Source organism: Cutibacterium sp. KB22876 (assembly GCF_059728865.1).
Genome location: NZ_AP040858.1, coordinates 1,625,003 through 1,644,590, shown reverse-complemented (window position 1 = coordinate 1,644,590; position 19,588 = coordinate 1,625,003). Strand labels below are relative to the sequence as shown.

At 63.6% G+C, this 19,588-nt stretch carries 19 protein-coding genes; 7 read left to right on the top strand and 12 right to left on the bottom strand.

Annotated elements, in window-relative coordinates:
• Positions 1-62: 62 nt before the first annotated feature.
• The 4 genes from AC6I1W_RS07445 to AC6I1W_RS07430 all read right to left on the bottom strand — a co-directional run bounded on the left by AC6I1W_RS07445 (position 63) and on the right by AC6I1W_RS07430 (position 5,265).
• Positions 63-821: a succinate dehydrogenase/fumarate reductase iron-sulfur subunit gene (locus AC6I1W_RS07445; protein WP_284950669.1), complete on the bottom strand. Its 759-nt coding sequence runs from the start codon at positions 819-821 to the stop codon at positions 63-65.
• Complete coding sequence (locus AC6I1W_RS07440; RefSeq protein ID WP_065672621.1) at positions 818-2,950, bottom strand: fumarate reductase/succinate dehydrogenase flavoprotein subunit; 2,133 nt, start codon at positions 2,948-2,950, stop codon at positions 818-820. Before AC6I1W_RS07440 ends, AC6I1W_RS07445 begins: the two co-directional genes overlap by 4 nt.
• Positions 2,947-3,717 (bottom strand): succinate dehydrogenase cytochrome b subunit, encoded by a 771-nt coding sequence (locus AC6I1W_RS07435; RefSeq protein WP_004811651.1) that lies wholly within the window; start codon positions 3,715-3,717, stop codon positions 2,947-2,949. The genes AC6I1W_RS07440 and AC6I1W_RS07435 overlap by 4 nt, the downstream gene beginning before the upstream one ends.
• Before the next feature lie 129 nt (positions 3,718-3,846).
• Entirely contained in the window at positions 3,847-5,265 is a 1,419-nt protein-coding gene (locus AC6I1W_RS07430) for a glycine--tRNA ligase (RefSeq protein WP_117189621.1), read from the bottom strand.
• A gap of 212 nt (positions 5,266-5,477) precedes the next feature.
• Between AC6I1W_RS07430 and AC6I1W_RS07425 the strand changes: the two genes are divergently transcribed.
• Complete coding sequence (locus AC6I1W_RS07425) at positions 5,478-5,888, top strand: Fur family transcriptional regulator (protein WP_065672841.1); 411 nt, start codon at positions 5,478-5,480, stop codon at positions 5,886-5,888.
• Here AC6I1W_RS07425 and AC6I1W_RS07420 read toward each other — a convergent pair whose 3' ends face one another.
• Positions 5,889-6,563 (bottom strand): response regulator, encoded by a 675-nt coding sequence (locus tag AC6I1W_RS07420; protein WP_065672619.1) that lies wholly within the window; start codon positions 6,561-6,563, stop codon positions 5,889-5,891.
• A 229-nt stretch (positions 6,564-6,792) separates the two neighbouring features.
• Between AC6I1W_RS07420 and AC6I1W_RS07415 the strand changes: the two genes are divergently transcribed.
• Both AC6I1W_RS07415 and AC6I1W_RS07410 read left to right on the top strand, forming a co-directional pair.
• Positions 6,793-6,978 (top strand): hypothetical protein, encoded by a 186-nt coding sequence (locus tag AC6I1W_RS07415; RefSeq protein ID WP_065672618.1) that lies wholly within the window; start codon positions 6,793-6,795, stop codon positions 6,976-6,978.
• A 54-nt stretch (positions 6,979-7,032) separates the two neighbouring features.
• On the top strand, positions 7,033-8,196 hold the full coding sequence (locus tag AC6I1W_RS07410; protein ID WP_065672617.1) for a sensor histidine kinase: 1,164 nt from the start codon (positions 7,033-7,035) through the stop codon (positions 8,194-8,196).
• Between the two features lie 66 nt (positions 8,197-8,262).
• Here AC6I1W_RS07410 and AC6I1W_RS07405 read toward each other — a convergent pair whose 3' ends face one another.
• Positions 8,263-8,484, bottom strand: coding sequence for a hypothetical protein (locus tag AC6I1W_RS07405; RefSeq protein ID WP_117189553.1), 222 nt, complete (start codon positions 8,482-8,484; stop codon positions 8,263-8,265).
• A 124-nt stretch (positions 8,485-8,608) separates the two neighbouring features.
• Entirely contained in the window at positions 8,609-9,349 is a 741-nt protein-coding gene (gene recO / locus AC6I1W_RS07400; protein WP_117189620.1) for a DNA repair protein RecO, read from the bottom strand.
• Positions 9,350-9,492: 143 nt separating this feature from the next.
• Between recO and AC6I1W_RS07395 the strand changes: the two genes are divergently transcribed.
• Positions 9,493-10,158 (top strand): hypothetical protein, encoded by a 666-nt coding sequence (locus tag AC6I1W_RS07395; RefSeq protein WP_065672616.1) that lies wholly within the window; start codon positions 9,493-9,495, stop codon positions 10,156-10,158.
• Between the two features lie 222 nt (positions 10,159-10,380).
• Positions 10,381-11,076: an isoprenyl transferase gene (locus AC6I1W_RS07390; protein WP_065672839.1), complete on the top strand. Its 696-nt coding sequence runs from the start codon at positions 10,381-10,383 to the stop codon at positions 11,074-11,076.
• 27 nt (positions 11,077-11,103) lie between these two features.
• Here AC6I1W_RS07390 and leuA read toward each other — a convergent pair whose 3' ends face one another.
• On the bottom strand, positions 11,104-12,828 hold the full coding sequence (leuA, locus tag AC6I1W_RS07385; protein WP_117189552.1) for a 2-isopropylmalate synthase: 1,725 nt from the start codon (positions 12,826-12,828) through the stop codon (positions 11,104-11,106).
• 211 nt (positions 12,829-13,039) lie between these two features.
• Here leuA and AC6I1W_RS07380 point away from each other — a divergent pair, with 211 nt between their 5' ends.
• On the top strand, positions 13,040-14,536 hold the full coding sequence (locus tag AC6I1W_RS07380) for an amidohydrolase (protein ID WP_117189619.1): 1,497 nt from the start codon (positions 13,040-13,042) through the stop codon (positions 14,534-14,536).
• A gap of 14 nt (positions 14,537-14,550) precedes the next feature.
• Here AC6I1W_RS07380 and era read toward each other — a convergent pair whose 3' ends face one another.
• Genes era through AC6I1W_RS07360 form a run of 4 tightly spaced genes read right to left on the bottom strand, consistent with a single transcriptional unit; the run spans position 14,551 to position 18,353 of the window.
• Positions 14,551-15,573 carry a GTPase Era gene (gene era / locus AC6I1W_RS07375; RefSeq protein ID WP_016667430.1) on the bottom strand — a complete coding sequence of 341 codons (1,023 nt, stop codon included), beginning with the start codon at positions 15,571-15,573 and terminating at the stop codon, positions 14,551-14,553.
• Complete coding sequence (locus AC6I1W_RS07370) at positions 15,566-16,864, bottom strand: hemolysin family protein (RefSeq protein ID WP_016667429.1); 1,299 nt, start codon at positions 16,862-16,864, stop codon at positions 15,566-15,568. Before AC6I1W_RS07370 ends, era begins: the two co-directional genes overlap by 8 nt.
• Positions 16,861-17,328, bottom strand: a complete 468-nt coding sequence (gene ybeY, locus AC6I1W_RS07365; protein ID WP_063280017.1) for an rRNA maturation RNase YbeY — start codon at positions 17,326-17,328, stop codon at positions 16,861-16,863. Before ybeY ends, AC6I1W_RS07370 begins: the two co-directional genes overlap by 4 nt.
• Positions 17,325-18,353: a PhoH family protein gene (locus tag AC6I1W_RS07360; RefSeq protein ID WP_169311836.1), complete on the bottom strand. Its 1,029-nt coding sequence runs from the start codon at positions 18,351-18,353 to the stop codon at positions 17,325-17,327. Before AC6I1W_RS07360 ends, ybeY begins: the two co-directional genes overlap by 4 nt.
• Positions 18,354-18,389: 36 nt before the next feature.
• Here AC6I1W_RS07360 and AC6I1W_RS07355 point away from each other — a divergent pair, with 36 nt between their 5' ends.
• Positions 18,390-19,532, top strand: a complete 1,143-nt coding sequence (locus AC6I1W_RS07355) for a phosphotransferase family protein (protein WP_171048635.1) — start codon at positions 18,390-18,392, stop codon at positions 19,530-19,532.
• Positions 19,533-19,588 lie beyond the last annotated feature (56 nt).

The following is a 19,588-nucleotide window of genomic DNA, read 5'->3' as shown; positions in this document are numbered from 1 at the left end:
GCGAGAGGGCTGGTACCCGTCACGGATACCAGCCCTCTCGTCGTCTCAGCTGACCTTTCCAATCAGTTGTCCTTGCTGCGCGCCCCACGGAACCCGGCACGCCAGCGCTCCCGATTGACCCGGGCAACGGCAACCAACGGGATGCTCACCGGGCAGGCCTCGACGCATTCCCCGTAGAGGGAACAGGGGCCGAAATTCTCGTCGAGGGCATTGACCATGCGACGCGCTCGCTTCGAGCGCTCCTGACGACCCTGCGGCATCATCGCCAGGTGCGAGAGTTTCGCGCCGGCGAAAAGCATGGCAGCACCGTTCGGGCAGGCAGCCACGCAGGCTCCGCATCCGATGCAGGATGCGAAGTCGAGGGCCTGCTCGGCATCCTTGTGCGGCTGGGGCACCGAGTCGGCGTCGGGAGCGGTTCCCGTCATGACGTCGACGGTTCCGCCGGCCTGCACCAGGCGGTCCAGGCTCGAGCGATCGATGGCCAGGTCACGGATGACCGGGAAGGCCGCCGAGCGGAAGGGTTCGATCTTGAAGTGGGTGATCTCGGGGAAGGCCCTGAGGTGCTGACGGCACGCCGGGGTGTTCGGCAGCGGCCCGTGCGGCTTGCCGTTGACGACGAATCCGCAGCAGCCACACACTCCCTCGCGGCAGTCGGACTCGAAGACGATCGGGTCACCGTCATTCTCGACGATCTGGTCGTTGAGCCGGTCGAGCAACTCGAGGATGCTCCACTCCGGCTCGGCGTCCTCCACGACGTGGCGTTCGAAACGTCCCTTGGCCTTCGGGCCGTCCTGACGCCAAATATCCAATGTCACCCTCATCGGTAATCCCTCACCTGCAGATCGATCAACGAGAACGTCAGCGGCTCGCTGTGGCGAACCTGGGTGCCGTCGGGCCGTGTCTCCCACGCCGAGACCGCGCACCAGTCGTCGTCATTACGTTTGGCCTCGCCAGCCTCGGTGGCGTATTCGGTGCGGAAGTGCGCACCAGCCGATTCCCGGCGATCCAGGGCGTCGAGGATCATGACCTCGCCGAGCTCGATGAAGTCGGCGACCCGGCCAGCCTTCTCCAGTTCCTGGTTGAGTCGGTCACCACTTCCGACGACTCTGACGTCGCGCCAGAACTCCTCACGCAGCTCACGCACCTTGGACAGACCCTCGAGGAGGCCCGACTCGTCACGCGAGACCCCGCAGTGCTCGTAGAGGATGTCGCCCAGCTTGCGATGGAACCACTCCGGACGGTGGGTCCCCCCACAATTGAGTAGGGCATCGGTGCGCTTCCGGACCCTCTCGATGGCCGCGGTGACCTCGGGAGCATCCAGCGGCAGCACTGGCTTCCCGACGAATCCGGCCAGGTAGTTCGGCACCGTCAGGGGCAGGGTGAACCACCCGTCGACGCTGGCCGACAGCAGGGAGTTGGCTCCCAGCCGGTTGGCGCCGTGGTAGTTGTTCGAGGCCTCACCACCGACGAACAGACCCGGGATGGTGCTCATCTGGTCGTAATCGACCCACAGGCCACCCATTGTGAAGTGGGCTCCCGGGGCGATACGCATCGGCACCTCGTAGGGGTTCTCCCCGGTGGCATCGAGGTACATGTCGAAGAGGTTTCCGTAACGCTCCGCAATGGTCTTCTTACCCAGACGCTGGATGGCATCCCGGAAGTCCAGGTACACCGAGTTCTTGAGCGGACCCACACCGTGGCCGCTGTCGATCTGAGTCCTGGCGTTGCGGGAGGCGACGTCACGAGGCGTCAGGTTGCCGAAGGCCGGGTACTTGCGCTCCAGGTAGTAGTCACGCTCCTCCTCCGGGATGTCGTTCGCCGGACGTTCGTCACCGGCCTTCCGCGGCACCCAGATCCGGCCGTCATTGCGCAACGACTCACTCATGAGGGTCGTCTTGGACTGCCAGTACGAACTGACCGGCAGGGCGGTCGGGTGGAACTGCACGAAACAAGGGCTGGCGAAGTAGGCACCTTGACGGTGAGCCCGCCAGGTCGCGGTGGCGTTGGATCCCTTGGCCAGGGTCGACCAGTGGTAGACCGACCCGTATCCGCCGGTGCACAGGATGACGACGTGAGCCGTCCAAGCCCTGACCTCACCGGTGAGCAGGTCACGAGTGACGATGCCCTGAGCCTTGCCGTCGGCGACGATGAGGTCGAGCATCTCGGTTCGGTTGTGCATCGTCACCGATCCGGCGTCGATCTGGGCCTGCAAGGCCTGGGAACAGGCAACCTCGAGCTGCTGACCAGTCTCACCACGGGTGTAGTAGGTGCGAGAGACCTGCACGCCGCCGAAGGATCGGGTGGCCAACTGACCGCCGTACTCGCGGGCGAACGGAGCGCCGATGGCATACATGTGGTCGATGACCTGTACAGACTCGGTGCCGAGTCGAACGACATCGGCCTCACGGCCTCGGTAGTCGCCTCCCTTGACGGTGTCCTTGACGAACCTCTTGAGGGAGTCGCCGTCAACCTTGCGGGACCGAGCGGCGTTGATACCGCCCTGAGCGGCCACCGAGTGGGCCCGACGCGGCGAGTCGTGGAAGCAGAAGGAGTCGACGTGGTAGCCGAGCTGCCCCAGGGTCGCGGCGACGCCGGAACCGGACAGTCCAGTTCCCACCACGATGACGTTCATCTTGCGTCGGTTGGCGGGGTTGACCAGCTTGTACTCGCTCTGACGACGGGTCCACGCGGTCAGCGGGTCCCCCTCGGGGGCCTTGCCGTCAAGCTCGTCCCCTACGAGGTATCCGGCCTTCTTCTGAGCCGGCCCAAGGTTGTCGCGGGCCTTGGAACCCTTGCGGGCTGCTCGTCTCGGCACGCTCACCTCAGCCTGACGTGGCTGAGGTTGCTCGGGCTTGACAAGTTCCTTGGCCGGCTCGTCGACAGTCACCTCACCGTGACGTCCGGCAATCTTCTCAAGAGGCTTGATGATGGCACCAATGACGTTTTTCATGAGATCACCCCGGCGAGAATGAGCATGGGAAGTGCGCCGTTGCACACCACGATGGCCAGTGCGATGAGCAGGCCAATCACCGTCCAGACGGCGCGGAGACGACGGCCGGTTCCGCCGAAGTCATTGATGGTGTTGCGCACGCCTTGGCAGATGTGCAACCCGATGATGATCATGACGACGGTGTAGAAGATCGCCATCCACGGCCGCGACAGACTGGCGATGAGGTTCTGGTACGCGGTGATCTGGATGTCAGGAGTTCCCTCGTTGACCGGCCCCTGGAAGGACGCGGACGCGACACCCTTACCCAAGGTCAGGTCAAGGATGTGCACCACGACGAAGGCCAAGATGACAATGCCCGACAGCACCATCGTGCGGGCCCCCCATCCCAACGCCTTCATGTTGTGCCGGGAAAACTTTCCGCGGGCTCGTCGACCCCTTGCCCAGATCGTCAGACCGGCCCACACATGCAGGACCAGACAGACGAGTAGCACGATCCGGAAGCACCACAGCACCCCACCTATGGGGAACAGTGGGTACAGGACCGTGCGGAGAAACTCCGCGTAGGCGTTGTAGTCGTCTGCGCCCATGAAGGCCTTGAGGTTTCCGACCATGTGCACGAAGACGAACAACGCGAAGATCGTCCCCGTGATGGCCATGATCAATTTCAGTGTGACGTTGGAGGGACGCGCTGCGCTGCGCGCACGAATGGCCACGGCATCCCCCCCGCGCTCAAGTTCACGTCGCTCTCGAACGTCAGGCACGCTCATGGAGTCATCACCCTTTCACTGCTGTCCGAACAGCCTAAAGGACGACGTTTTCCTAAGACGCACCGGGGCCGGGATACCTGAGATGGATACCCCGGCCCCACTGTCAGTCGGATTGGTCTGACCAGAGGATCAGCAGCCGAGCAACCTCCCGGCGAGGAACTCCTCGACCTTGTCGATGGCGATGCGTTCCTGAGCCATGGTGTCGCGCTCACGGATCGTCACAGCGTCATCCTCGAGGGAATCGAAGTCCACAGTGACACAGAACGGAGTACCGATCTCATCCTGGCGACGGTAACGCTTACCAATGGCCTGAGCATCGTCGAAGTCGACGTTCCAGTACTGACGCAGGCGAGCCGCCAGATCGCGAGCCTTCGGAGACAAATCGGAATTACGGCTGAGCGGCAGCACAGCAGCCTTGACCGGCGAGAGACGCGGATCCAGCTTCAGGACAGTACGCTTATCAACCCCACCCTTGGCATTCGGAGCCACATCCTCAGTGTACGCGTCAACCATGAACGCCATGAGCGAACGAGTAAGACCAGCCGCCGGCTCAATAACATAAGGCAGGTAACGCTTGTTGTTGGCCTGGTCGTAGTAGGACAGGTCTTTGCCAGAATGCTTCGAATGGGTGCCCAGGTCGAAATCGGTGCGGTTGGCGATGCCCTCGAGCTCGCCCCAGTCGGAACCGGCGAACCCGAACTTGTACTCGATGTCGACGGTACGCTTCGAGTAGTGGGAGAGCTTCTCCTTGGGGTGCTCGTAGTGACGCAGATTGTCGGGGTTGATACCGAGGTCGGTGTACCAGGCAGTGCGGTTGTCAATCCAGTACTGGTGCCACTCCTCGTCGGTGCCGGGCTCGACAAAGAACTCCATCTCCATCTGCTCGAACTCGCGGGTGCGGAAGATGAAGTTCCCGGGGGTGATCTCGTTCCGGAAGGACTTACCGGTCTGAGCAATACCGAACGGCGGCTTCTTACGAGCGCTGGTGAGCACGTTCTGGAAGTTCACGAAGATACCCTGGGCGGTCTCGGGACGCAGGTAGTGCAGACCGGACTCGTCCTCGACCGGGCCGAGGTAAGTCTTGAGCATCATGTTGAAGTCACGGGGCTCGGTCCACTGGCCCTTGTTGCCACAGTTGGGACAGTTGATCTCCCCCAGAGGGACGGAGTCCGGATCGCCGATCCCGTGCTTGGCGGCGTGGCCTTCTTGAAGATGGTCAGCACGCATACGCTTGTGACACGACAGACACTCGGTCAACGGGTCATTGAAGACGCCGACGTGGCCGGACGCGACCCACACATCGCGGGGCAGGACGACCGACGAGTCAAGGCCGACGACGTCGTCACGACAGGTGACCATGTAACGCCACCACTGCCTCTTGATGTTCTCCTTAAGCTCGACGCCGAATGGGCCGTAATCCCAGGCCGCCCGGGTGCCGCCGTAGATCTCGCCGCAGGGGAACACGAATCCGCGACGCTTGCAAAGGTTGATGACGTTGTCGAGTGTGCTGGTGGAGGCCACAGCCGTCCCTTTCTTCCAAGTCCTCATTGGAGTGGACACCCGGATGGTGTCCACGCGGGCAGCGCCACCGACGGATCTACATGTCCAGGCAGCGAGGCCATTGACCAGCCTACCGGTAACCACGCGGCAGCAATCACCACCAACCCCGCCTCGGAGCCGTCCGAGATGGTGCACCCGGGGTCATCCACAAGACGCTGGGGTACATTTGAGGCAATTCCACGCCCAGCAGTGAGGTGATCATGGTGGAGAATCAGCGGCGTACGACCAAACAGCGCCTTGCCATTCGTGCTCTGTTTGACGACGAGTCGTTCTTCCTCACTGCCCAGCAGGTCCACGACCAACTGAGGGAACGGGGGGACCAGGTCGGTCTGGCCACGGTCTACCGGAACTTGCAGACGATGGCCGAGGACGGCGAACTCGATGCCATCCGCTCCGAGGATGGCGAGATGACCTACCGACGCTGTTCCTCAGCTCACCACCACCATCTGGTGTGCCGTAATTGCGGCAAGGCTGTCGAGATTGGCCCGGAGAAAATCCTGGAGGACTGGGCGCGCGACATCGCTGCCAAGCACGGGTTCAGCGAGACCGGACACGAATTGGAGTTGTTCGGGATCTGCTCGGAATGCTCGACAACGCGCGACAATTCCTGATCAGCGGCGCAGCCGCGGGGTGACGAGACCCAGCTCGCAGGCTCGCACCAGCACCTCGAGACGGCTTCGCACTCCCAGTTTCTTCGCCAGATGACCAATACGCTGTTTGACGGCAGACTCACTGAGGCACAGTTCTTCCGCGATGACAGCGTTCGACAGCCCCTCGGCGAGAAGCTTGAGGACGTCGTCGTCGGCGTTGGAGAGTTCCACCGGGTTCATGTCGACATGACGAGGTGTTGCCTTCCCCCCAACCTGGGCCGAGAAGGTCTCGACAACCCCTCGGGCGATCTCTGGTGAGACGGTCACCTGACCGGCCATGACGGCGCGTACCCCAGCGATGACGGCTTCGGGCTCGGACTCCTTGAGGAGATATCCGGCGGCACCGGCAAGGATGGCCTCGACGACGATGTCCCGGCGGGCGAAGGTGGTCAGGGCGACGACGCGAACAGAAGGATGGCGGGAGACGATCATTCGGGTGGCCGTCAGACCGTCCATCTCAGGCATCTTGAGGTCCATGAGGACGACGTCGGGCAACAGCTGGTCAACGAGCTCGACGGCTTCACGACCGTTGGAGGCCTGGCCGACGACCTCCATCTCCTCGACGCGGGAGAAATAGCCCGCGAGGGCCTGCCTCATGATCGGATGATCGTCAGTGACAACGACTCGAACTGACATCGCACCTCCTTACGCTGGTTACCATCCTCGCATGTCTGAGCAGCCCCCATGACAGCGGGTTCGACCCAGCGCCACTGACGAACAAATGATCAAAGTCAGGCCACATTCCGGGCCATGTGCGCGGCCAACCGGCCCATGCGCACAGCATGTCGCTGCACGTGTCAGTGACATCCGCGCGACTCTCTGCATCCCGTTGTAGGTGGCCCCTCCGAAGGGATACATTGTGCCCATGAAGAAAATCATCACCGGCATCGTGGCTGCCTTAGCAGTTAGCTCCTTCTCGATGGCAGTCCCCGCTCAGGCCTCCGCCGAGTCCGCCCCTGTCCAGAACGCCGTCAATACGCAGCCAAAGGCACATGCCGAGGGAGTTATGGACGGCTTGTGCAGCATCTACCCTGATTGGTGTTACTACTGATCCGGCACCCATACCCAATATGAGGGCCGTCTGGGCCATATGGAAGCACATTAAATGAATAGTGATTCGCCTGGGCGTCGCCTCATTTCCAAAGGGAGCAGTCGAACCTTTGGTATCACGGTTACCGTCATCACTGTGCTGGTGTTTTCCGGTGCGGACGATCTTCGTGTGGCTGTCGTAACTCACCGATGCAGCAGTACGCTGATCTGGATGGCAGCCACCTACGTCTTCACCACGGTGGCCTTGCTGTGCTGGGGGCGTCCTGTACTACAGGAGTTGCTACTCCTCGTCGGCCTGGTCAGTAGCGTAGCCGCAGGAAACATCGCATTTAGCATCCCCCTGCTGGTCGTGCTTGCATTCTTCGCCAGCCAACACGGCCTAAGACGCCATTTCATTCCGATTATTATCGGAGCCACTGTCGTCATAGTTCGAGCGACCACTCATGAAACGCGATTGGCTTCCATCCTATTGGTCTCAGGCCTCGCATGCGGAATCGGTGTCGGATTCGGCTCTGCATTCCGCTGGCTCGATCACCGCCGCGAACAGGCGGAGGAGCAAGCAGCTGACGCCCTCAAACAGGCCGCCCACGCCCGCGAGGAAGAGCGCCAACAGCTGGCAGCCGAGCTCCACGACGTCGTGGCCAAGGACCTCACCGTCATCACCATGCTGGCGGGTTCCCTTCGTCTCAATACCGCTGACGAAGACGTCATCACGGCGTCGAAGTCCATTGAGACGACCTCCCGGACGGCCCTCGACGACCTTCAGCGCCTGCTCCTGGTGCTGCGAAACCAGAATCTTCCGCTGGTGTCCTCCCCCACCCACGAGGACTCCGTCGAGGCCACCGTGGCAGCCATGGTGACGCGCCTTGAAACCTTGGGATGGCACGTCGATTGGTCGGTTGATTGTGAACCAATGCCAGTGAGTGTTTCCGACGCCGTCAACCGAATCCTCGACGAGTCGACCGCGAACGCGATCAAACACAATGGCCCGACCACGGCAAAGATCATTGTCCGAGACGATGGCGATGGCGTCGTCGTCACCGTTTCCAATCCGGTTACCGAATCCGAGATTGAACCCGTCCGTTCCACCGGGATGGGTATTGCGCGACTCAAGGAGCGGGTCTCCCTGCTCCGTGGTGAGATCTCCATTGGTCTGCGCAATGGTTGGTGGGTCGTCGATGCTCGAATCCCGCGCGCCAAACCCATTCGCGAAACCTGATAGTCCGTACAAGAACACACAAACATGAGGCCGACATCACGCCGGCCTCCCGCTATCTTTGACAGCTCAGGACAGTCCCGCGTTCTGACGGTGATTCGTGTCGTTCCAGGTCCACTTATGGGAATTAGTGTCCTGGTCATTCCACGCGGCGTGGTCGTCAGGAAGGCGACCAGCCTGGGTGAGCGGCATCTCCCGGTCAGTGGTGCTGGTCGCCTCGAAGGCCCCGTAGGGCTTGAAGGTGTCCCTCGTCCCGGGGAGATCACGGCGCGGTAGTCGCCCTGCTTGCACACCGGGTGGGTACTGAGCAGATTGGCTTTCACCGGACCGCTGGTGTCGGTGGAGATAATCGGCACGTTGTGATTGATGTCGTCGTAGCCACCGCAGGTGGCCAGAGGTCAGGCTCCAGACCAGATCAACGCTCCAGGAACGGCATCGAACGCAGTCCTCGATCCATGTGCCAGGACACGAAGGCGGCGACGAGCCCCGATCCTTCCCGGATCCTCGGCCACGTCACCTCACGGGTAGCAGGCCAGTCCCCCACCAGCAGTGCCTGCAGGTAGGCGATCGTCTCCTCATGGGGATGTGGCGTGCCCGGTGGCTGACAGTTGATGCAGACCACTCCGCCCAGGCTGGGCGAGAACCCAGGGTGCGGGCCGGGAGCTCCACAGCGGACGCAATCGACCAGATCCGGGGCATATCCCGACGCCGACAAGGATCGCAACAAGTAGGAGTCCAACACCATCTCAGGTGGACGTGGACCGTCAGCCGTCCCCCGGCCAAGAACTCGCAGCGCACCGGCGAGCAACCGATACTGGGCCGGGGCGGGCTCCCGATCCACCGGGACCAGGTGATCGGCGGCCTCGACCATGACCTCTGCGGCCGTGAAGAGCCCATAGTCCTGACGCAGTGGCGCGGAATATGGGTGAAGGCATTCCACCTGAGCGACGACGTCGAGGTTTCGTCCCTGCACCAACTGCAGATCGACGAGGTTGAAAGGGTCCAGCCGGGCTCCGAACTTGCTGGAGGTGCGTCGGACACCTCTGGCCACTGCGCGAATCTTGCCGTGTTCCCGCGACAGCATGGAGACAATGCGATCGGCCTCACCTAGCTTGTGCGTGCGCAGGACGACAGCTTGATCGCGGTAGGTGGGCATGACCCCCATTGTCTCCCAGTCACGGTGTGCAACCGAAAATGCTCCGCGCAAAACTGCCATGCCTGGCCTTTCAGGGTGTCCGCCGACTCTGAGCATGCCCCCACCCAGTAACGTTGTCGCGAACCCCCACCAGGAGAAGCCTCATGGATACCTTCGTCGCGCTGCTCGGCAGCGTGTGGTACCTGGTGCTCGTGGCAGCCGTCAGTCCGGTCATGATCCTCAATGCCAGCGCCGCTGTGCATGGCCAGAAACAGAACCATGGTTGGGCCTTCGTGTCCGGTGCAGGGCTGGTGCTCGGCGCCATTGGCATCACGAGTTTTGGCTTGCTCGGAAGTGCCGCCACCGACTTCGCCTCCCGTCAGCTGGCCTCCCACGCCGTCGACCGTGTACTGGGCATTCTGCTCTTCCTCTTCGGCTGTTATCTGGCGTGGAAGAAATGGGGATCCCATCGCGTCCAGAAATTCCGACACAAGAAATCGTCGGGTCCGCGATCCACGGGTGCGCACGGCATGTTCACCTGGGGTGCTCTCGGCATGGCCACCAACTTCACGACGATCCCACTGTTCATCTCGTCAAGCCAGCGCATCGGAACATCCGACTTGCCACTCATCGTGCGCATCCTGACCCTCATCGTCACGTGGTGGATCGTCCTCATCCCGGCATGGCTGCCGATCGTTGTCGATCGTCTGCGCCCCAATTCCTCGGGTATCTCCGGACGGACTCGAGAACGCATCGGCCATTGGACTAGCGTCGCCTCGATCATCGCCTGTCTCGGCTCGGGAATCATCATCGTCTGGACGACGCTGTGAGGGTCGAAACAGGCTTGCCAGTTGCTGCTGGTCCGTCTGTGCAACATGGGACGTCGGCTGTAACACCACCGTCGGATCCCTGACGAGCGCAACGCCACTACGCTGTGACCCATGGCTCACACCACACCGCGACCCCCGAAGCGCGGCCCGCTGCCGCACCCGTCCGGAGCTCGTCCTCCGGAACTACCTCCGGAGCTCATCCCCCGACATGTCGCCATCGTCATGGACGGCAACGGACGGTGGGCCAAGCAGCGCGGCCTCAAACGAACCGAGGGGCACGCCCGTGGTGAGGACGCCCTCTTCGACGTCATCGAGGGGGCCATCGAGATGGGCATCCCCTACCTGAGCGCCTACGCCTTCTCCACCGAGAACTGGAAGCGCTCCCCCGACGAAGTGCGTTGGTTGATGGGGTTCAACCGCGACGTCATCCATCGTCGTCGTGACCAGCTTGACGCCATGGGGGTGCGTATCCGCTGGGCGGGTCGTCACCCCAAGTTGTGGAAGTCGGTCATCAAGGAGTTGGAGTCGGCCGAGCAGCAGTCAGCTGACAACACCGTCCTGACCCTGCAGTTCTGCGTGAACTATGGCGGTCGCGCCGAGATCGTCGACGCGGTGCGAGACATCGCCAGGCTGGCGGCCGAGGGGAAGATCGCTCCGGATCACATCACTGAGAAGAGCTTCCGCACTCACCTCGACGAGCCAGAGATTCCTGACGTCGACCTGTTCTGGCGTTCCTCGGGAGAGCAGCGCACATCGAACTTCCTGTTGTGGCAGTCGGCCTACGCCGAGATGGTGTTCTCCGACGTGCTGTGGCCCGACGTCGATCGCCGAGACCTGTGGGACGCCGTCCTGGAGTACGCGAAGCGGGACCGCAGGTTCGGCGGGGCCGTCCCCAATGAGGTCAACCCCACCGCCTGATCTGCTGGTCGCCCATCCTTGGCTGGGTCAGCGACGGGAGCGATTCACCGCGCTGACAACGGCTTTGAGGGAGGCCTGGGTGATGTCGGGATCGATTCCGACACCCCAGAGGATCTGCGAGGTCTCGCCGTCTCCGATCTCACACTCGACGTAGGCGGCGGCCTTCGCGGTGCCGCCGGACGTCATGGCGTGCTCGGAGTAGTCGAGCACCTGGACGGCGACGTCGAGGGAGGCCAGGGCGTCGATGAATGCCGAGACCGCACCGTTGCCCTCACCATGGACCTGGGTGTTCTCGTCGTTGTTTCGCAGGTTGGCGGTGAGCTGGTAGGAGCCAGACTCCGTGGAGGTCGTGCGGCTGACCAGCTCGATACCGGGCACCTGCAGGTACTCGCGGTTGAACAGGTCCCAGATCTCGTCGTGGGAGATCTCGCGAGCCTGGTCGTCGGTGTAGTTCTGCACCGCGCGGGAGAACTCGATCTGCAGACGACGCGGCAGGTCGACCTGGTGCTCAGTCTTCATCAGGTAAGCCATGCCGCCCTTGCCAGACTGGCTGTTGACACGGATGACGGCCTCGTAGGTACGGCCGAGATCGTGCGGGTCAACGGGCAGGTACGGGGCCTCCCAGCCGATCTCGTTGATGTCAATGCCCTGGTCCTCGGCGCGACGGGCCAGGTCTTCCAGACCCTTCTTGATGGCGTCCTGGTGGGAACCGGAGAAGGCGGTGAAGACCAGATCGCCGGAGTAGGGCTGGCGGGCCGGCACTGGCAGACCGGTGCAGTACTCGACGGTGCGGCGGATCTTGGGCATGTCGGAGAAGTCGATACCGGCGTCAACTCCCTGGCTGACGAGGTTCATGCCCAGGGTGACCAGGTCGACGTTGCCGGTGCGCTCGCCGTGGCCGAAGAGACAGCCCTCGACGCGGTCGGCGCCGGCCATCTGAGCGAACTCGGCGGCCGCGACGGCGGTGCCACGGTCGTTGTGCGGGTGCAGGGAGACGCAGACGTTCTCGCGGTCACGGATGTTGCGGCAGAAGTACTCAATCTGGTCGGCGTAGGTGTTCGGGGTGCTCATCTCGACGGTGGCCGGCAGGTTGAGGATGATCTCGCGGTCCGGACCGGGCTGCCAGACGTCCATGACGGAATGGCAGACCTCGATGGCGAAGTCCGTGGAGGTCTGGCTGAAGATTTCCGGGGAGTACTCGTAACCGAACTCGACGTCGTCCAGGTACTTCTCGGCGTACTTGACGACCCACTCGGTGCCCCGGTGAGCCAGGTCGATGCACTGCTGCTCATCCATCTTGAACACGACCCGGCGAAAGAGCTCGGCGACCGCGTTGTACATGTGGATGGTGGCGCGGTGGGCGCCCACGAGGCTCTGCGCGGTGCGCTCGATGAGGTCCTCACGGGCCTGGGTCAGGACCGAGATAGTGACGTCGTCAGGGACGATGCCGGACTCGACGACCTGACGGACGAAGTCGAAGTCAGTCTGGGAGGCCGAGGGGAAACCGATCTCGATCTCCTTGTAGCCCATCTCGATGAGCAGCTCGAACATACGCATCTTGCGAGCCAGGGTCATGGGGTCGATGAGGGACTGATTGCCGTCGCGCAGGTCGGTGGACAGCCAGCGCGGGGCGTGGTCGAGGGTCTTGTCGGGCCAGGTGCGGTCAGGCAGCTTCTGCGGGACGAAGGGCTGGTAGCGACCGATGGGCATCTGACTGGCCAGCTGACAGGGGAGGGGCTGAATTCGCGTCATCAGTAGTGGTCTCTCCGAAAGTGTGTGACTTCTCGGGCAGCCCGATCACCCGCAGCGAGGAGGCCACCCTTTCAACGGGTCTCGCTGCGGCACACAAGCAGGAACGCGCGCGACATGTGTGTCAGAGTACACCGCAGTCGTGGAAACGTGGGATTCCTCTCAAAATCGTCCGAAGTCTGACATGGACCGCCGTCGGTGGGACCATCTGGTCATGCTGCTGCTTCACGACGCCCGCATTCTCGACCTGATTGACGGGTCCGCTGGCGAACCCACCGATGTGTTGCTCTCCGATCGCGTCGTCGCGGTCGGTCCGGAGGCCTGGCAACGTGCCGCTGATTCCTCGGAGGCCGTGCGCCGTGTCGACCTGGACGGACGCATCCTCATGCCCGGGCTGTGGGACGAGCACGTCCACGTCGGGCAGTCGGCATTGGCATCCCGAAAATTCCTCGTCAGCCAGACCGCTGGTTACCAACAGGTCCTCGACGAGGTCGCGACACACGTGGAACGACGCGCGGACAGTGACGAGCCCATCCTGCAAGGGTTTGGTTTCCGGTCCTCGGTGTGGGACTCGAACCCGAATGCCGCGCAGCTCGACGCCGTGACCGGCGACCGGGCGGCCGTCCTCGTCTCGGCTGATCTGCACTCGGTGTGGTGCAACACCGCCGCGATGCGCGAACTCGGCGTCCAGGGTGACGGATTCTTCCGCGAGAAGGCCAGCTTCGACATCCAGACCCAGCTTTCCCATGTCGATCCCCATGTGCTGGACGGTTGGGTCGGAAGTTGCGGAGGTGCGGCTGCTCGGCTGGGAGTCGTCGGCATCCGCGACATGGAATTCGACACCGACGTCGAGACCTGGCTGCGGCGCGAGGCAGATGGACGCTGTCCGCTGCGAGTCGAGGTGAGCGTCTACCCCGAGCGTCTTGACGAGGCGATCGCGCAAGGACTGGCCACCGGGCAGTCCCCCATCACTGAGAAGCCTGGTCCCAGCCGGGTCGCCATGGGCCCGCTCAAGGTCATCGTCGATGGCTCAATGTCAACGCGCACCGCGTGGTGCATGGATTCATATCCATCGGGTGGTGGACCTGAGGGGGCCGGAATCGACTCGGTCACACCTGAGGACCTCGTCGAGCTCATGAGACGGGCGAAGGCCGCCAACCTGCAGTGTGCGGCCCACGCCATCGGCGATCGCGCCGTCCGGGAGGTCCTCGACGCCTTCGAGACGACCGGCATCTCGGGATCGGTGGAGCACGCCCAGGTCCTCACCGATTCCGATGTCCCCCGGTTCGCGAAGTTGGGAGTGCGAGCCAGCGTCCAGCCCCTGCACATGGTCGATGATCGTGACGCCACCGACGTCATGTGGGCCGACCGCGCCGATCGCTGCTTCCGATTCGCCGACATGGTGGAGGCCGGGGCCGAGTTGGCAATGGGGTCGGATGCCCCGGTCTCCCCAGTCGATCCATGGGGTGCCGTACGGGTGGCCGTCGAGCGGACCGGGGACCTTCGCCCGGGATGGCACATGGAGCATGCCCTCACCATCTCCCAGGCCTTGCTGTCCAGTACTCGCCAGATTGCCAAGGTGGTCGAGGGCGGGCCGAGCGACGTCATCGCCGTGGGCACCAACCCTTTCGACCTCTCCGGGGAGACACTGGCAGGGTTGACCAGTGACCTGACGATCGTCGGCGGAGAGGTGACGGCCTCAGCCATATGAGGCCGTCATCGGTCTCAGAACCCCAGCCGGTTGAGGTACTTCGGGTCGGACTGCCAATTCGGCAGCACCTTGACCTGCAGGTCCAGATGAGTCGGTGTCCCCAGCAGAGCAGAGATCTGCTGCCTGGCCTGGGTGCCGACCTCCTTGATGTGGGATCCGCGGTGACCGATCATGATTCCCTTCTGAGAGTCACGCTCGACGATGAGGGATGCGTGGACGTCGAGCAGCGGACGGTCCTCCGGCCTTCCCTCACGCAGCCCCATCTCCACGATCTCCACGGCCAGCGAGTGCGGGAGCTCCTCGCGTACACCCTCCAGAGCCGCCTCACGGATGAGCTCGGCGACGAGGGTCTCGGTCGGCTCATCGGTGACCTCTCCGTCCGGGTAGTAGGCCGGCCCCTCTGGCAGCAGGGAGACGATAACGTCGTGCACCTCGTCGACCTGCTCACCGGAGACCGCCGAACAGGGGACGATCGCGGCGAACTCGATCCCGACCTCTTCCTGCAGCTTGTCGATGGCGGTGAGGTGCTCAACCATCCGCGCCGAGGAGACCAGATCCGATTTCGTCGCCAGCGCGATGAGTGCAGGCTTCCTGGGAAGGTCGGCGATCTGCTTGACGAGATAGGTGTCTCCCGGCCCGATCCGCTGGTTGGACGGCAGGCACACCCCAATGACGTCGACCTGGGTCCAGGTGTCGAAGACGAGGTCGTTGAGGCGTTGGCCCAGCAGGGTGCGCGGCTTGTGTAGTCCGGGGGTATCGATGACGACGATCTGGGAGTTCTCGTCGGTGACGACGCCGCGGATGACGTGGCGGGTCGTCTGGGGCTTCGAGGAGGCGATCGCAATCTTCGAGCCGACCAAGGCATTCGTCAGAGTCGACTTGCCGGCGTTGGGGCGCCCGACGAAGCACACGAACCCGGAATGGAACCCGGAGCGGGTGGACTCGGCCACCCGGGCGGCCACATAGTCGACGTCGGAGATCTCTTCGTCGTCACCGTCCATGAGATAGGCCAGCGAGGGCATCTCGTCGTCACTCATCGTCGTCCTCCTCATCGGGGGTTTCCTCGGGGGCCCGCTTCACCAGACAGGTGTCCACCTGGTGACGTCGCCCGGTTGCCTTCTCGGCGGTGATCTCCAGCCCCTCCCAGATGATGACAGATCCGGGGATCGGGACGACGGACAATTCCTTGGCCATGAGGCCGCCGACGGTCTCGACGTCGTCATCGTCGACCTTGAGGTCGAACAGCTCGCCCAGGTCGTCGACCGGCAGACGCGAGGAAATCCGGAAGACTCCGTCCTCGATCTCCTCGGTGAGGGTGGGCTCGGCGTCGTACTCGTCGACGATCTCGCCGACGATCTCCTCGACGATGTCCTCGATCGTCACCAGGCCAGCAGTGCCACCGAACTCGTCCACGACGATGACGAGGTGATTACGGTCACGCTGCATCTCGCGCAGCACCTGATCGACCGGCTTGGAATCGGGAACGACGACGGGCGGACGCATGATCGACTCGACGGTCTCGGACGCGTAGCCCTCAGGGTTGTCGAGAACTCGACGCGAGAGGTCCTTGAGGTAGACGACCCCCTGAACATCGTCGAGGCTCTCACCGATGACCGGGACCCGGGAGAATCCGGAACGCAGGGCCAGGGACATGGCCTGACGCAAGTTCTTGGACCGCGGGATGAAGACGACGTCGGTACGCGGGACCATGACCTCCTTGGCGAGGGTGTCACCCAGCTCGAAGACCGAGTGGATCATCTCGCGCTCGCCAGCCTCGATGAGGTCGGAGGCCTCGGCGTAGTCGACCATCTCGCGCAGCTCGGCCTCGGAGGTGAACGGCCCCTCGGCGTATCCCTTTCCGGGGGTCAGCGCATTGCCGATGAGGATGAGCAGGGCTGCGATCGGGCCAAGGATCTGCGCCAACACACCCCACGGTCGCGACCAGAAGGTGCAGATGGCGGTGTCATGCTGGCGACCCAGGGTGCGCGGCGCCACTCCCCAGGCCAAGAAATCGACGAAGACCATGATCGCCACGACGACAAGCACCTGCTGCCAGAGCAGATCGAAATGACCGAAGATGAGGAGAGCGACGAGGGCCGTCGCCGTCACCTCGGAAATGACTCTCACCAGCATCGCGGTGTTGATGAAGGGGGCGGGATCGGCCACCATGTCCTGCACTCGCAGGTGAGGCTTCCGCCCATCGGCGGCCAGCTCCTCGGCCTTGGAGTGGGACATATGCTGAAGGGCCGTCTCCATGGCCACGTTGAGGCTTGCCAACACCGTGAAGATGAAGGCGATCGCAAGAACGACCCATTCCTGCTGCGTCACCGCTGGCCTGCCTGTTCTCGATGACCATCCCATGCGGCGATGATCTCGTCGTTGAGTCCGAACATGACGCGCTTCTCCTCCGGCTCGGCGTGGTCGTGGCCAAGCAGATGAAGCAAACCGTGGATGAGGAGGTATTCCGCCTCCCCGTCGGGGGTACGACCGTTCTCGGCCGCCTGCCGAGCCGTGACAGTCGGGCACAGCACGATGTCGCCAAGCAGACCTGACGGCGGGTCCTCGTCGTCGCCGGGAGCACGCATCTCGTCCATGGGGAAGCTCAGCACGTCGGTCGGTCCGGGGAGGCCCATGAACTTCTCGTGGTAGGCCTCCATCGTGTCCTCGTCGACGAGGATGATCGACAGCTCCGAGGAGGGATGGATGCGGAGCCGGTCGAGGGCGAAGGTCGCCAGTCCGACGAGCCCCTCCTCATCGGCCGGGGAACCGGACTCATTGGTGATGTCGATCATCGGGTCTTCCTGTTCTTGCGCGGGTTCCTGGGGCCGTATGACTCGGCGACGGTGTCGTACCGGTCGTAGGCGGCGACGATCTTGCCGACGAGACGGTGACGGACGACGTCACGGCTGGTGAGGTTGCAGAAGGCGATGTCATCGATGCCGTCAAGGATGCCCTGCACCACTCGCAGGCCGGACTTCACCCCACCGGGCAGGTCGACCTGGGTAATGTCGCCGGTGACGACGATCTTGGATCCGAACCCCAGACGGGTGAGGAACATCTTCATCTGCTGGGGCGAGGTGTTCTGGGCCTCGTCGAGGATGACGAAGGCGTCGTTGAGGGTGCGGCCACGCATGTACGCCAGCGGTGCCACCTCGACGGTTCCGGCGCCGATGAGACGCGGGATAGAGTCCGGGTCGACCATGTCGCGCAGGGCGTCGTAGAGCGGGCGCAGGTAGGGGTCGATCTTCTCCGAGAGGGTGCCCGGCAGGAAGCCGATCTTCTCCCCCGCCTCCACGGCCGGACGGGTGAGGATGATCCGGCTCACCTGCTTAGTCTGCAGGGCCTGGACCGCCTTCGCCATCGCCAGGTAGGTCTTGCCGGTACCGGCGGGGCCGATGCCGAAGGTGACGGTGTGGGCGTCAATGGCGTCGACGTAGCGCTTCTGGTTGAGGGTCTTGGGGCGAACCGTCTTGCCACGACTACTGAGGATGTCGGCCGTCATGATCTCGGCCGGCCCCTCCCCGTTGCGGGTCATCGCGACGATCCGGTCGACGTCGTCGGCGGACAGTCCCTGCCCGGTACGGATGATGGTGGTCATCTCCGTGAGGATGTCGTTGGCGTCGGCAAGATCGGCGGGATGCCCGGCGAGGTGAATCTCGTTGCCTCGCACCAGGATGTCGGCACCGAGGGCGTCCTCGAGATGCTTGAGGAACTCGTCGTTGGGGCCGACCAGGGTGACCATGGGAATCGATGCGGGCACCGTCACGACTCGGCGCGCCGGGCCGGGGTTGCCGGTATCGGTGTTGTGGGAGTGCAAGGTGGTGGTCAGGGTTCTCTCCGGTATGACGCGAATGTGTACTCTCCCACTGTAGACGTAGCCAACGACTGTATTGATCGCCGCGGTAGCCAGGAGGTGGAGATGGGACTGGGCTGGCTCGACGACGCCGCGTTCGTCCTGGGCACGGAGTTGTCCCTTGACGAGGTCTTGCGCGACGGGGTGCGCACCAGCGTCGCTCGGTGCTGGGTGGACGGTTCCACCGTGGCCAGCGAGGGAGCCCACACCGTCATTGCCAAGTGTTTTCGATCCAAGGCCATGGCCCACAACTCCGGCGGTTTCGGGATCGTGCGGGAATGGGCTGGATTGGCGACGATCCCCGGGGCGCCACGGTTGTTGGCCGCCGACCTGGATCTCGGGGTCATCGTCATGGCCGATCTCGGCGAGATGACGACCTTGGCCGATGTGCTGTCCGGATCTGATCCTGATACCGCTGTGGAGGCCGCTCGGGCGTGGGGACGCGGACTGGGGGCGACGATGCGCGGGGCCGATGTGGCGACCTTCCGACAACTCATCAGGAAGGCCGATCCGGGGACGCTGTCCGCAGGCGGTCCGGCCTCTCCTCGGCTGCCAGGGCGTGGGGCGACGAGACTCGCTGAGCTGTTGGACGACGGGGTGCTCAGCGCGGAGGCGTTGACCGAGATCGAGCTGTTCGCCGAGCTCGCAGGCGGGGATGACGCCGTCCTCACCCAGGCTGATCCGTGTCCGGGAAACATCGTCATTCCCGCTGATGGGGGTGACGCCACCTTCATCGACTTCGAGGCCAGCAGCGTCCATCATCCCGCGGTCGATCTCGCACATCTGCAGGTTCCGTGGGTCAGTTGTGACGACTCTGGCCAGGTGAGCAAGCTTTTCAGGGAAGCTGCCATGGCCGGGTATCGGGAGGTCGGCCCCGAGGTGAGTGAGGACATGGTTGCCCTGGCTGCGGCTGCGGCCACCTTGCAAACCACCGAGTTGTCGCTGGGCCCGTTGCGGCGACGGGAGGCTTCCGGACGGTTCGGGAGCGGGCGTCAACGTCTGGTCTCGCGGTGGCGGTGGGTGGCCGACCACCGCGGACGGACGCCGGAATTGGCCCGGATGTGTGGCCGGGCGGCAGACCTGGCCGTCCAGGAATGGGGATGGCCCGGGGAGTTGGAGACGGTCCCCTGTTTCCGCGGGTGATCAGTCTGGAGGACAGTCCGGGAGGGCCGGCACCTCTCGACGCCGGCCCTCCCGGA